The sequence below is a fragment of the Bergeriella denitrificans NBRC 102155 genome (assembly GCF_001592185.1).
In the GTDB taxonomy this organism is placed as follows: Bacteria; Pseudomonadota; Gammaproteobacteria; order Burkholderiales; family Neisseriaceae; genus Neisseria; species Neisseria denitrificans.
Map to the genome: position 1 here is coordinate 1 of NZ_BCWL01000002.1, position 14,254 is coordinate 14,254.

A 14,254-nucleotide genomic window follows, 5' to 3' on the forward strand; every position below is an offset into this window, starting at 1 on the left:
TCCGACACGGAAATGCTGTGTGCGGTTTTCAGACGGCCTTTTTGCGGGCGGTGTGGTGAAGCGGAAAAAAAGCGGCGATACCTTGCGGTACCGCCTAAGCTGCTTTGGTCATAAAACGCCAAAAAAAGTTATTTCGCTGCGCAGCGGAAGCCTAAGTTTTTCAATGCGTATTTGGCTTGCAGGCTGGTGCGGATGCCGAAGCGCATGAAGGCAGCGTAGTTGGTCGGGTCGCTCGCGCCTACGGATGCGCCGCTGCAGAACATCTGGCTGTCGGAGTTGCTGGAGTTGAGCTGGCTGCTGTTGAAGTCTTCGGTCCACTCCCAAATCATGCCGTGCATATCGTAGATGCCCCAGTAGTTGGGCTTGCTTTGGCCGATGTTGCGCAGGCCGCTGCGGCCGCCGTCGGCATACCAGTCGAGAATGGTGCGGTTGAAGCCGGGCTCGGCGGTGCCGTTGATTTGGGTGTTGGATGCTTGGGCGGCAAATTCCCATTCGTCGATGGTGGGCAGGCGCTTGCCTTGCGCTGTGCAGTAGGCGTTGGCGGCAAACCAGGAAACGTTGGTCACGGGGTGTTTCAGCTCGGCGGGTTTGGGCGTGAAGTTATTGCTGCCGTTTTGTACCCAGTGCTCGAGATAGGAGGGCTCGGCCTGTTTGGAGCTGACTTTGCCTTTTTTCCATTGCGGGTGTTTGCGGATAAATTCGGCAAATTCGGCGTTGGTCACGGGGTATTTGTCGATTTGGTAGGGCTTGACGTTAATCATGGGGGTATCTTTTTTCAGATACAGGGGGCGGTAGCTGCCGCCGTCCACTTTGGCCATGTCTGCAGCTATGGCGCTGCTGCAGGCGAGCAGGCCGCCGAGAATGAGGATTTTGCGCAGGGTGTTCATGATGTGCTCTTTATCGGATCGTTGTTGTGTTTTGGAAACCGGTTTTTCAGACGGCCTGAAGCGGCCAAGCCGTCTGAAAAACCGGCCTGCGGTTGCGGGCTTTGGGAAAAAAGCCACCGTTATCTTTGGCGCAGCCGGGATAACAGTGGCTTTGCGGTTCACTATCCGTAATGAATTAGTAAGCGTTGGCTGCCGATGCGGCTGATGCTGTGGCCGGAGCCGGTGCGGCAGAGCCTGCAGGTTGGTAAGCAGTGTCGCTCAGTTTCGGCGTCATGATTTCAGGGTTGGCTTCGCCTTCTACTTTCAGTTGACCCAGTGCGCCTTTGTTGAATGCGCGGAAGATAGAGTGGTCAACCAGGGTGTAGCTTCCCGGGGTATCGATTTTGAATTCGACGATGGCTGCGCCGCCGGCAGGAATCACGGTGCTTTGTACGTTTTCGTTAATCAGTTTACCGCCTTCTACATATACTTTGTCGAAGATTTCGCCGATAACGTGGAATGAAGACACCAGGTTCGGGCCGCCGTTACCGACGTACATACGCACGGTGTCGCCTACGTTGGCTTTCAGGGCGTTTTCACCGGCAATCGAACCTACGTGGCCGTTGAATACAACGTATTCAGGCTGCTCGGCGATGGCTTTGTCCATGTCGAAGGCTTGCAGGCCTTGTGCGCCGTATTTGCCTTTGGTGTAGAAGTCGCCTTGTACGATGTAGAACTCTTTATCTACTTTCGGCAGACCTTCTTTAGGCTCAACCAAAATCAGACCGTACATACCGTTGGCGATGTGCATGCCGACAGGAGCCACGGCGCAGTGGTAGATATACAGGCCGGATTGCAGGGCTTTGAAGCTGAAAGTAGAAGTGCGGCCGGGTGCGGTAAAGGTGGCTTCTGCGCCGCCGCCGGGGCCGGTAGCTGCGTGGAAGTCAACGTTGTGCGGTACGGTAGAAGACGGGTCGTTAGAGAATTCCACTTCTACGGTGTCGCCTTCGCGTACGCGGATCATTTGGCCCGGTACGTCGCCGTCGAATGTCCAGTAGTGGTAATCCACGCCGTCAGCCATTTTCATGGTTTTTTCTACGGTGGTCATTTTCACGCGGACTTTGGCCGGTGTGTCGCGGTCGATGGCCGGCGGTACTTCCGGTGCGTGGGTCATGACGGCATCGATAACGGGCAGCTCGCTTGAAGGCACGTCGGCAGCTTGGGCGGCCGGAGCGGAAGCTTCTGCGGCAGCCGCAGGTGCAGCGGCTTGTTCGGCAGGTTTGTCGCCGCCGCAGGCAGCTAAAGCGAACATGGAAGCAATGATTGCAGCTAAGGCTTGGCGTTTCATAGTTATATTCCTTTTGTGGAAGAAATGTGGTTTTGAGAAAAACGGGTTAATGTGTAGTTTTGCGTAATTATGTAGAGGTCTCGCGCAAAATATATTGACCTAAATCAATTAATTCACAAAATATGAACCTTTATTTACCAAATTAATACCTAGTAACTAGCAGAAATTAGTTATTTATAACTAGATTTTCTGAAAATTCTGCGAATGGGTTTGTCGGTGTTTTGCAAAGATTGACGGTGTCATCAGGCTAAATAAGAATGATTTTGAATGTAAAAGCGTAAATATGCAAATAAAAGTAACGAAACCATTCCTTTGCGGCGAAAAGCGTGCTACAATCCTTAACATTCATATTCAATGAATTAATTTCTCTGACTATAAGCAACCACTTTATACCAAAAAGGAGTACCTGAAATGGGACAGTACAAGAAGCTCTGGTACTTACTGTTTGCAGTGCTGACAGTTTGTTTCACCATTCTTGGCTATATGGGTAGCGAGGTTTATAAAAAAGCGCCTCCTTATCCCGAACAAGTCGTTTCGGCTTCAGGCAAAGTTCTGATGACCAAAGACGACATTCTGGCCGGCCAATCGGCTTGGCAAACCACCGGCGGTATGGAAGTCGGCTCGGTATTGGGTCACGGTGCCTACCAAGCGCCCGACTGGACTGCCGACTGGCTGCACCGCGAGCTGGTGGCTTGGTTGGACATCACCGCTCAAGACACTTACGGTAAGAAATTTGCCGAATTGGGTGCGGAAGAGCAGGCTGTGTTGAAAACCCGCCTGGCCGATGAATACCGCGAGCAAAGCCGTGTGAAAGAAGACGGCAGCGTGGTCATCAGCGATACCCGCGTGAAAGCCATCGAAGCCATTACCCCTTACTATATGGGTGTGTACGGCGACGATCCGGCCTTCCAGCAAACCCGCGAACACTTCGCAATGAAAAACAACACATTGCCGAGCGTGGAAGCGCGTCAAAAGCTGTTTAACTTCTTCTTCTGGACTGCATGGTCTGCTTCTGCCAACCGTCCGGGCGAAACCTTTACCTATACCAACAACTGGCCGCACGAGCCGCTGATTAATAATGTGCCGACTACCGAAAACTATATGTGGTCGTTCACCAGCGTGGTCTTGCTGCTGATGGGCATCGGCCTGCTGATGTGGGGTTACTCTTTCCTGACCAAACACGAAGAAGTGCAAGTGCCGACCGAAGATCCGCTGTCCAAAATCCAGCTGACCCCTTCGCAAAAAGCCTTGGGTAAATATGTTTTCCTGACTGTTGCGCTGTTTGTGGCACAGGTATTGCTGGGCGGTCTGACCGCGCACTACACCGTGGAAGGCCAAGGTTTCTACGGCATCGACAAGGCTTTGGGCTTTGAAATGGCCGACTTGTTCCCGTATGCCCTGACCCGTACTTGGCACATCCAATCTGCGATTTTCTGGATTGCCACAGGCTTCCTGACTGCGGGCTTGTTCCTGGCACCGATTGTCAACGGCGGTAAAGATCCGAAATTCCAACGCGCCGGCGTAAACTTCCTGTATATCGCCCTGTTTATTGTGGTTGGCGGCTCTTATGCCGGTAACTTCCTGGCGCTGACCCACATCATTCCGCCTGAGCTGAACTTCTGGTTCGGCCACCAAGGTTACGAATATCTGGACTTGGGCCGTTTCTGGCAGCTGCTGTTGATGGTCGGTCTGCTGTTGTGGCTGTTCCTGATGCTGCGCTGTACCGTGACCGCCTTTAAAGAAAAAGGCACCGACAAAAACCTGTTGGCAATTTTCGTTGCCTCTATGGTCGGTGTGGGCGTGTTCTACGCACCGGGCTTGTTCTACGGCGAAAAATCTCCGATTGCCGTGATGGAATACTGGCGCTGGTGGGTGGTACACCTGTGGGTAGAAGGCTTCTTCGAAGTATTCGCCACCGCCGCATTTGCCTTTATTTTCTACAACATGGGCTTCGTGCGCCGCAGCACCGCTACCGCCTCTACTCTGGCCGCTGCCGCCATCTTCATGCTGGGCGGTATTCCGGGCACGCTGCACCACCTGTACTTCACCGGTACCACTTCGGCTTCTATGGCCATCGGCGCATGTTTCTCCGCCTTGGAAGTCGTGCCTTTGGTATTGCTGGGTCGTGAAGCGTACGAACACTGGTCTTACCAACACCTGTCGCCTTGGGCAAAACGTCTGCGCTGGCCGCTGATGTGCTTCGTGGCCGTGGCATTCTGGAACATGATCGGTGCCGGCGTATTCGGCTTCCTGATTAACCCGCCGATTTCCCTGTTCTACATCCAAGGTCTGAACACCACCGCCGTACACGCACACGCCGCTCTGTTTGGTGTATACGGTTTCCTGGCACTGGGCTTCGTATTGCTGGTGGCCCGTTACCTGAAACCGGATGTCGAGTTTGACGACAAACTGATGACTTGGGCATTCTGGCTGCTCAACGGCGGCTTGGTCGGCATGATTGCCATCAGCCTGCTGCCGGTCGGCGTGATTCAAGCCTACGCTTCGATTACCGAAGGCTTGTGGTATGCCCGCAGCGAAGAATTCATGCAAATGGAAATCCTCGATACCCTGCGCTGGGTGCGTACCGCAGCCGACTTAATCTTCATCGGCGGTGCCGTATGCGTCGCATGGCAGGCAACCAAAATCGTATTCAGCCGCAGCAAATAAAGCTGAATGTCTATCGGATTGAATACACCGAAAAAGCCGTCTGAAAATTCAGACGGCTTTTTTTGATGCCCGCAGTGCAGAATAGGGCTGCGGAGTAGAGAAATAGGCCGGTTGTGAATGTGGCCATAGCTGAACATACGACTGCTCCGCTATAATCGGCATATCCGCTGACATTTTAGTCACGACAGACTTTTATTACCGGAAACAGGAGGACATCATGAAAGCAAAACTAGGGCAGGCAGCCGCAGCCTGTCTCGCCGCGCTACTGGCCGCCGCGCCCGCCCATGCCGCCGATGAGCAGGCCAAAATCGATTTGGTGAAAAAAGTGTATCAAACCGAGCAATATGCCCGCTACGCGTCGCCGTCGTTTCAAAAAATCATCCGCCTGGGCAACAAGGCCGCCGAAAAAGCCGACCCGGAAATGGCGTGCGAAATGTACGAGCATTACGCCATCGGCTTGGGCAACGGCGATTCGGATGTGAAAAACCTGAAAATCACGCCGATGAAAGGTAATCTGGTGCGCGCCACTTTCCGAAACGGCGATGAACAAGTCAGCACCGATTTCGACATCAGCTGCACCAAAGGCCGCTGCGTGATTAATGATGTCAACGGCTACCGCGACATCTACCGCCGGATTATCCGCACCCGCTCTTGCGGTGATTGATGATTGGTTTGCATGAAAAAAGCCGTCTGAAAAATCGATGATTTTCAGACGGCTTTTTTGATGCCTACACAGATTAGCCGGTGTTACGCAGACCTTGCGCCACGCCGTTGATGGTGAGATGGACCATCAGCAGGGCGTGCGGGTCTTCCGGGTTTTGGCGCAGGCGTTTGAGCATGGCGACCTGCAGACCGTTGAGCGCGTTCAGATAGGGAATACGCAGCGCCAGCGAGCGGGCCAGGCTGCGGTTGTCGCTCAAAAGCTCGGTGGTTTGCAGAATATCCAGCAGGGCTTTGCGGCTCTTCAGGTATTCTTCTTTAATCATGGCGAAAATCACGGCGGCTTTTTCGGGCGATTCGCTCAATTCGGCATAATCTTCCGCCAGCGTGATGTCGGTTTTCGCCATTACCTGCTCCATATTCGACAGCATGGCTTGGAAAAACGGGTTGTTTTTCGCGTGCTGCTGCATCAGCGTCATATTGGCCGGGTTTTGCTGACACAAAGTCACGACCGCGCTGCCGAAGCCGTACCAAGCAGGCAGCATCAGGCGGTTTTGCATCCAGGAGAAGACCCACGGAATGGCGCGCAAATCCTGAATCCGCGCCAGCGTTTTGCGGCTGGCGGGACGGCTGCCGAGGTTGAGGGTGGCGATTTCGCGTATCGGGCTGGTTTGCAGGAAGTAGTCGATGAAGTCTTCATGCGTAATCAGCTCGCGGTAGTATTGGAACGAAATATCCGACAAAGCCTGCATCATCTCGGAATCGGGGTCTTTGCGGTCGGGCAGCAGGCTGGCTTCCAGCGTGGCGGCGACCAGCGTTTCCAGATTGCGGCGGGCATTGCTCGGGTCGGCGTATTTGGCGGTGATGACTTCGCCCTGCTCGGTAATGCGGATTTGACCGGCCACGCTGCCTGCGGGCTGCGCCAAAATCGCTTGGTAAGACGGGCCGCCGCCGCGGCCGACGCTGCCGCCGCGGCCGTGGAACAGGCGCATACGCACGTCGTATTTTTTAAACAGCTCCACCAAGCCCAATTCGGCCTGATACAGACACCACGAACTGGCGACGTAGCCGCCGTCTTTATTGGAGTCGGAATAGCCGAGCATGATTTCCTGAATATTGTCGCGGCTGGAGAGCAGCGCGCGGTACCATTCCAGCGCAAACATGGTGTCCATCACCGGGCAGGCGTTTTCCAGCGCTTCGATGGTTTCAAACAGCGGCACGATATTCATACGGCTCTGCGGCTTGCCGTCGGTTACGCTCAAGAGGCCGCTTTCTTTCAGCAGTAGGGCGACGGCCAGCAGATCGCTGGGTTTTTCGCAGTTGGAAATAATGCACTGGGTCACGGCTTCTTCGCCGAATTCGTCTTTGATTTTGCGCGCTTCGTTGAAAATCGCTAACTCGCGGCGGGCGTGTTCACTGTAGGTGACAAACGGGCTGTAGAGCGGGCGCTGGTGGTGCAGTTCGCGCAGCAGGGCGGCCTGTTTTTCGTCTTCCGAGAGCTGCCAATAATCTTCTAAACCGGCAGATTGGAACAGCTCGGCTACCACATCGCCGTGTTTTTCCGCGTGCTGGCGCAAATCCAGCGGCATCATGTGAAAGCCGCATACGGAAGCGGTGCGGATAATGTCGGCGATGCGGCTGTCGGCGGTGAGGCTGCTGCCGTTGTCGCGCAGCGAGCGTTGCAGGGCGTGCAGGTCGCGGAGAAACTCGGCGGCATGGGCGTAAGGTTCGCCGAAGCCGAATTTGCTGCCCAAGCCCAGGCCGAGCGCGCGCGCTTTGCCCATCACGCGTGCCATGATATAGGCGATGGCGCGGCGGTAAGGCTCTTCGGCGCGGGCGATTTCTTTATCGGGCGACTGCTCGGCCATCGCCGTTACATCATCATTGACGCTGACTCGGCGGGTGGAAAGCGGCAGCTCGCGGTAGAGCTTGTCCAGCTCGGCGCGGTAATGGCGGAACACGGCATCGGCGTGGCGGGTAAAGGCGTGGCGCAGCGTTTCGGCGGTCACGAAAGGGTTGCCGTCGCGGTCGCCGCCGATCCAGCCGCCGATTTTCAGAATATCGGGCACGCGGATGCCGGGATAGGCCGTCTGAAGATCGCGCTCCATGCCGCGGTAGAGTTTGGGCAGAGCTTCAAAAAAGCTCATCGGGAAGATGGATACGCCGTTGTTGATTTCATCGTTGACGGTGATTTTGTAGTGGCGGGTTTCGCTGGTCTGCCACAGGCCGAGCAGGATGGTGTCGATTTCGCGGCGCAAATCCGCCAGCGCCGTCGCGTTGGTGCAGCGTTCGCGCTTGGGCAGCAGGGCGCGGATGCGGCGGTTGAAGCTCAATACCGACTGGCGCTGTACCTCGGTCGGGTGCGCGGTCAACACGGCAGTGACATTGGTGGCGTCGAGTTGCGTCTGCAGGGTTTTGCTGTCCACCTGGCCGGCACGCAGCTTGCGTACGGTATCGGCCAGGCTGCCTTCGGCGGCATCGTGTCCGGCATCTTCGTGAACTTGGCGGCGGCGCTCGTGGTGTACGTCTTCGGCGATATTGAGAATTTGCGCCAGCAGGCCGCAAGCCAGCGTTAAATCATGGGTTTGGCGCTCGTCGAGCTGGGGCAGTACTTTTTCAATCACCGCGCCGCTGTCGTCGGAGGCCGACAGCAGTTTGACGGTTTCCACCACCAGCGGCGATGCTTCTTCATGCAAAAGGTCGAACAGGGATTGTTTTAAAAATTCCGCATCGGCCGCCAGCGCGGCATCTTTGGGGTTATTCAGGATATGGAGCTGCATGGTTTCTCTCTCTTCAATCAGGCAGATTGCGGATCCGGAGCGCCGGCGCGCGGACACGCAACAGGATATGAAATTAAATTCCGCTAACGGCAGGATAAATCAAACTTTCCAAACCGACAAGCCTGATATTTGTTTCATAAGAAATAAATTGATGCCGCGCCGCCATGCCGTCTGAAAAACGCGTTTTTCAGACGGCATGGCGGCAATATTTTTCAAGCTGCCTGATTTGTGTTTTTCAGTTAAAATCAAACTATCTGTATCCATCACCCACGAAAGATTTTCATGGCCCAATACGTTTATTCCATGCTGCGCGTGAGCAAGGTTGTGCCGCCGCAGAAAACCATCATCAAAGACATTTCCCTTTCCTTTTTCCCCGGTGCGAAAATCGGCCTTTTGGGCTTGAACGGCGCGGGCAAATCCACCGTATTGCGCATTATGGCGGGCGTGGATAAAGAATTTGAAGGCGAAGCCGTGCCGATGGGCGGCATCAAAATCGGCTATCTGCCGCAAGAGCCTGAACTTGACCCTGAAAAAACCGTGCGCGAGGAAGTGGAAAGCGGTTTGGGCGAAGTAGCGGCGGCGCAGAAACGCTTGGAAGAAGTGTATGCCGCCTATTCCGATCCTGACGCGGATTTCGACGCGCTGGCGGAAGAACAAGGCCGTTTGGAAGCGATTATCGCAGCGGGTTCGTCCACCGGCGGCGGTGCGGAACACGAATTGGAAATCGCCGCCGACGCGCTGCGCCTGCCCGACTGGGACACCAAAATCGGCGTGTTGTCGGGCGGTGAAAAACGCCGCGTGGCCTTGTGCAAACTGTTGTTGAGCAAGCCGGACATGCTCTTGCTCGACGAGCCGACCAACCACTTGGACGCGGAAAGTGTCGAATGGCTGGAGCAATTCCTGGTACGCTTCCCCGGCACCGTGGTGGCGGTCACGCACGACCGCTATTTTCTGGACAACGCCGCCGAGTGGATTTTAGAGCTCGACCGCGGCCACGGCATCCCGTGGAAAGGCAATTATTCGTCTTGGCTGGAACAAAAAGAGCAGCGTTTGGCCAACGAAGCCAAATCCGAAGCCGCACGCATCAAAGCGATGAAGCAGGAATTGGAATGGGTGCGCCAAAACGCCAAAGGCCGCCAAGCCAAATCCAAAGCACGTTTGGCGCGTTTTGAAGAAATGAGCAACTACGAATACCAAAAACGCAACGAAACGCAGGAAATCTTTATCCCCGTGGCCGAGCGTTTGGGTAATGAAGTGATTGAGTTTACCAATGTGTCCAAATCCTTCGGCGACAAAGTGCTGATTGACGATTTGAGCTTCAAAGTACCGGCGGGCGCGATTGTCGGCATCATCGGCCCGAACGGCGCGGGTAAATCCACGCTGTTCAAACTGATTTCGGGCAAAGAGCAGCCCGACAGCGGCGAAGTGAAAATCGGCCAAACCGTGAAAATGAGCCTGATCGACCAAAGCCGCGACGGCCTGCAAAACGACAAAACCGTGTTCGACAACATCGCCGAAGGCCGCGACATCTTGCAAGTCGGCCAGTTTGAAATCCCCGCACGCCAATATCTCGGCCGCTTCAATTTCAAAGGCAGCGATCAAAGCAAAATCGCAGGCAACCTCTCCGGCGGCGAACGCGGCCGCCTGCACCTGGCGAAAACCCTGCTCGCCGGCGGCAATGTATTGCTGCTCGACGAACCTTCCAACGACCTCGACGTGGAAACCCTGCGCGCGTTGGAAGACGCCTTGCTCGAATTTGCCGGCAGCGTGATGGTGATTTCGCACGACCGCTGGTTCCTCGACCGCATCGCCACACATATTCTGGCAGCGGAAGGCGACAGTAAATGGGTGTTCTTCGACGGCAACTATCAGGAATACGAAGCCGACAAAAAACGCCGCTTAGGCGAAGAGGGCGCGAAACCGAAACGCATCAAATACAAGCCGGTCACGCGTTAAGCTAAAAAAGCCGTCTGAAAAATCGATGATTTTCAGACGGCTTTTTTTATCAAGAGATTTCAAGAGATTTAATGCTGATCCAAATGATAAATTTGGGCAACGGTTTCAATCAGGTTGCTGTCGTCGGCTCCGGCTTTATTCAAAGTACTGGTGGGGGAGTGGAGCAGCTTATTGGTTAATTGGATGGAAAGGCGCTCAAGTACTTCTTCGGCGGGGGTGCCTTTGGAAAGCTGCTTCATGGCGTTTTCGAGTACTTGTCGGCGGGCGCGTTCGCCTTCGTCGCGCAGGGCGCGGATTAGGGGGACGCTTTGGCGGCTTTTCTGCCATTTAACGAATTCGGCGACTTTTTCTTCTACCATGGCTTCGGCAGCAGAAGCGGCTTTTTGGCGAGCTTCTTTGCCGCTTTGCACGATTTCCATCATATCGTCCACGGTGTAGAGATAGGCGTCGTTCAGTTCGGCGACTTCGGCTTCGATGTCGCGGGGGACGGCCAGGTCTAAAAGGAACACCGGCATGTGTTGGCGTTTTTTCAGGGCGCGTTCGACCATGCCTTTGCCGACTAAAGGCAGCTGGCTGGCGGTGGAGGAAACAATGACGTCGTATTCGTGCAGGATGTCGGGCAGCGCGCCGAGCAGGCAAGGCTCGGCGTGGACGCTGAGTTTATCGCACAATTCTTGCGCGCGCGGCAGGGTACGGTTGGCGACGGTAATCAGTTTGGGCTGCTTGGCGGCAAAATAGGTGGCAACCAGCTCAATCATTTCGCCGGCACCGATAAACAATACGTTTAAGTCGGCAATATCGGGAAAGATTTGCTCGGCCATTTTGACGGAAGCGGAGGCCATGGAGACGGAGTTTTCGCCTACTGCGGTATCGGTACGGACTTCTTTGGCCACGGCAAAGGTTTTTTGGAACATGGCGTTCAGGTGGCTGTCCATACTTTCCTGCTCTTGCGCGATGCGGACGGCGTCTTTGATTTGGCCGAGAATCTGCGGCTCGCCCAATACCATGGAATCCAAGCCGCAGGCAACGCGGAAGGCGTGGCGGACGGTTTCGTTACTGTCGAGGGTATAGAGGTAGGGGCGGATTTCTTCGAGCGGCAGGTCGTGGTATTGCGCCAGCCATGCGATGATTTCTTCGGTTTCGCCGACGCAGTAAAGCTCGGTACGGTTACAGGTAGAGAGAATGACTGCTTCTTTGGCCGCGCGGCTGTGGGCCAGACGGTGTACGGCTTCAGGCAAATCGGCGGCTGTGAAAGCCAGCTTTTCGCGTATGCTCAAAGGCGCGGTTTGGTGGTTGAGTCCGACGGCTGTAAGTTGCATGTGATGATGGGAATAATGGTGTTTAGGGCAGTATTATAGCGTAAACCGGCTTTGAAATGAATGTTTCGGAAGCGGCAGCGGGCGTTGCGGGTGGGTATCAGTGTGTATTCTGTCTTTCAGCGTATTTTCTAGAAATAGTCAAAAAGCCGTCTGAAAAATACGATTTTTCAGACGGCTTTTTATGGTATCAACAATCCGCTTAAGCGTTTTCTGCTTCTTCGGCCAGGAAACCGCGCAGTTTCTGCATGGCTTTGGCTTCGATTTGGCGGATGCGCTCGGCGGATACGCCGTATTCTGCGGCCAATTCGTGCAGGGTCAGTCCGCCATCGTCTTGCAGCCAGCGGCTTTCGACAATGCGGCGGCTGCGGTCGTCGAGCTGCGCCAGGGCATTTTGCAGACCTTCGGTTTGCAGCGCGTAATGGGCTTGCTTGGCCAGCTGCTGGGTCGGCTCGGAGTCGTTGTCGGCCAGCCAGTCGATGGGAGCGAAGCTGTCTTCGTCATCGTTGTTGTCGGCCATGATGGCGATGTCGTGGCCGGTCATGCGCTGTTCCATTTCCAAAACTTCGGAAAGTTTAACGCCCAAATCGTCGGCGATGTCCTGCGCTTCTTTCGGTGACAGGGCATTCAGGCTTTTACGCATGGAGCGCAGATTGAAGAACAGTTTGCGCTGCGGCTTGGTGGTGGCAACGCGTACCAAGCGCCAGTTACGCAGGATAAATTCGTGAATTTCGGCTTTAATCCAGTGTACGGCAAAGGAAAACAGGCGTGCGCCACGCGAGGGCTCGAAGCGTTTGACGGCTTTCATCAGGCCGATATTGCCTTCCTGAATCAGGTCGGCTTGGCTCAAGCCGTAACCGTCGTAGCCGCGGGCAATGGATACGACAACGCGCAGGTGGGAGAGAATCAGCTTTTTGGCGGCTTCCAAGTCACCTTTGAGCTGGCGCTCTGCCAAGCTGTGTTCTTCTTCGGCGCTCAGCATGGGAATGCTGTTGACAGTATGGATGTATTGCTCCAGGCTGCCGTTGCCGCTGTGAATGACCGGTAATGCAAAAGCGTTATTCATCAAAGGTATTTTCCTTTTATTGGTGCTGCCTTATGGTGGCAGCTGAAGTGTGTGGCCGGTGACAGAGTATATCACTGCTTGGCGGATACGGCTATTTTTCGCAGCGCCTACGGCCGAATATTTGAGTAGTTTACTCAGGTTTTAGGTATTATATTACAGACATCTGTGAATGTAAATATCGCAATCGGGTTATGATTCAATAAGTTTTGTGTGTTTTGGTTGTGTGGTGCGGTAGGGGGAAACCGGATTTTGAGAGCGGATTTTGAGGGTGGTATCAGGAGAGCGAGGGCTGTGAAAGCACGGAAATATGGCGAAAAAAAGGGGGTGGCTGATTTGCCACACCCAAACACACACACATCAAGAGGAAAGAGGTAATGAAAACATTTCAAAAAATGAAGCGTAATAACCGCTAAGTGCATCAAGGCAAGCGGTATCTGCCCTGATGCATTAGATAGGCATTATAAATAAAAATGATTTCGCGGTTTTGACGCAAATCAATTTCATGCAGATTGCCTGATAAAAAGATGTAAATAAAATGTTTGTTATGGCTGCGCCGTGGACGGGGTGAAGGCATCGGCGTGGAAGGCCTCAGGCGGCAGCCCGCATTGCCCGGTGAACAGGGCTTGTGCGGCATAAACCATCTGCTCTGCGCCGCAGGCATAAACAGCATAAGCGCTCATATCGGCAATATCTTGTGCGGCCAAGTGTTGCACATAGCCGCGTGCACCTTGCCAATCGTCATCCGCTTGGGAAAGTATGGGCATAAAGCGGCCGTGTGCCAGCTGTTGTATCAGCTTGGCTGCTTCTGCTTGTGCATACAAATCGGCTGCGCGGCGGGCACCCCAGTAGAAATGGACGGGATGGCGGAAATCTCGGCGGATCAGTTCCAGCAGAATACTACGGATAGGCGCATATCCTGTGCCGGTGGCCAGCAGGATAACGGGCTGCTCGCAATCAAAGTAGGGATAAGGCGCGCCGAGTGGCCCTTTGATGCGGACGATGCTTTTTTCTTTAATGGCCGGCGCATTGCCGAACAGCATATCGGCGCACACGCCGTTTTCGCGCCTGCGGATATGCAGCTCAATCAATCCTTGCCCGTCGGGCGCGTTGGCAATCGAATAGCTGCGGCTGATGTTGCCGGGCAGCAGTAAATCCACATATTGCCCGGCTTCAAACATCAGCTGCGGCGATTTGGGCAGCGCGAGCGTGAGCAGGGCGGTATTGTGTGCGAATGCGATGGATTGGACGCGAGCGGGCAAGGTGCGGACGGGGATGCTGCCGGCGCCGGTATAGCCCGGAATGTCGATGCGCAGATTACTGCCCGGCGTGGCGCAACACATCAGGATTTTGCCCTGCGCCGCTTCTTCCGCCGATAAGGCCCGCCCCGAATGCTCGGCCAGGCTGACTTGGCCGTCAAGCAAAACGGCTTTGCATTGCCCGCAAAAACCGTTTTGGCAGGAATGCGGCAGGTTCAGATTTTGGCGGAGCGCGGCGGCCAGCACGGTTTCCCGTGCATAGACGGTAAACGAGGATTGGTCGGGTAGGGTAACGGAATGAGTCATACGGATTATTCGGCTATGCAGCCTGTTCAAATT

10 protein-coding genes are annotated in these 14,254 nt (G+C 54.8%); 3 read left to right on the plus strand and 7 right to left on the minus strand.

The window, feature by feature from the left end:
• Positions 1-128: 128 nt before the first annotated feature.
• A complete protein-coding gene (locus BDE01S_RS00415) occupies positions 129-887 on the minus strand; it encodes a formylglycine-generating enzyme family protein (protein WP_066075724.1) in 759 nt (252 codons plus the stop codon).
• A gap of 175 nt (positions 888-1,062) precedes the next feature.
• Complete coding sequence (nirK, locus tag BDE01S_RS00420; RefSeq protein WP_066075728.1) at positions 1,063-2,214, minus strand: copper-containing nitrite reductase; 1,152 nt, start codon at positions 2,212-2,214, stop codon at positions 1,063-1,065.
• 411 nt (positions 2,215-2,625) lie between these two features.
• Between nirK and BDE01S_RS00425 the strand changes: the two genes are divergently transcribed.
• Positions 2,626-4,881, plus strand: coding sequence for a nitric-oxide reductase large subunit (locus BDE01S_RS00425; RefSeq protein WP_066075731.1), 2,256 nt, complete (start codon positions 2,626-2,628; stop codon positions 4,879-4,881).
• A 217-nt stretch (positions 4,882-5,098) separates the two neighbouring features.
• Entirely contained in the window at positions 5,099-5,545 is a 447-nt protein-coding gene (locus tag BDE01S_RS00430) for a hypothetical protein (RefSeq protein WP_066075734.1), read from the plus strand.
• A gap of 73 nt (positions 5,546-5,618) precedes the next feature.
• Here the strand turns inward: BDE01S_RS00430 and ppc are convergent, their stop codons facing one another.
• Entirely contained in the window at positions 5,619-8,321 is a 2,703-nt protein-coding gene (gene ppc, locus BDE01S_RS00435) for a phosphoenolpyruvate carboxylase (protein ID WP_066075737.1), read from the minus strand.
• Positions 8,322-8,420: 99 nt separating this feature from the next.
• Positions 8,421-8,612: a hypothetical protein gene (locus BDE01S_RS11190; RefSeq protein WP_147283894.1), complete on the minus strand. Its 192-nt coding sequence runs from the start codon at positions 8,610-8,612 to the stop codon at positions 8,421-8,423.
• Here BDE01S_RS11190 and ettA point away from each other — a divergent pair.
• Positions 8,604-10,277 carry an energy-dependent translational throttle protein EttA gene (gene ettA / locus BDE01S_RS00440; protein WP_066075740.1) on the plus strand — a complete coding sequence of 558 codons (1,674 nt, stop codon included), beginning with the start codon at positions 8,604-8,606 and terminating at the stop codon, positions 10,275-10,277. The two genes, BDE01S_RS11190 and ettA, sit on opposite strands and share 9 nt — an antisense overlap.
• 68 nt (positions 10,278-10,345) lie before the next feature.
• Here ettA and hemA read toward each other — a convergent pair whose 3' ends face one another.
• From hemA to BDE01S_RS00455, 3 genes are all read right to left on the minus strand, one after another.
• Entirely contained in the window at positions 10,346-11,596 is a 1,251-nt protein-coding gene (hemA, locus tag BDE01S_RS00445; protein ID WP_066075743.1) for a glutamyl-tRNA reductase, read from the minus strand.
• A 199-nt stretch (positions 11,597-11,795) separates the two neighbouring features.
• Entirely contained in the window at positions 11,796-12,659 is an 864-nt protein-coding gene (gene rpoH / locus BDE01S_RS00450) for an RNA polymerase sigma factor RpoH (RefSeq protein ID WP_066075746.1), read from the minus strand.
• Between the two features lie 542 nt (positions 12,660-13,201).
• Positions 13,202-14,221 (minus strand): 2Fe-2S iron-sulfur cluster-binding protein, encoded by a 1,020-nt coding sequence (locus BDE01S_RS00455; protein WP_066075748.1) that lies wholly within the window; start codon positions 14,219-14,221, stop codon positions 13,202-13,204.
• Positions 14,222-14,254: the final 33 nt, after the last annotated feature.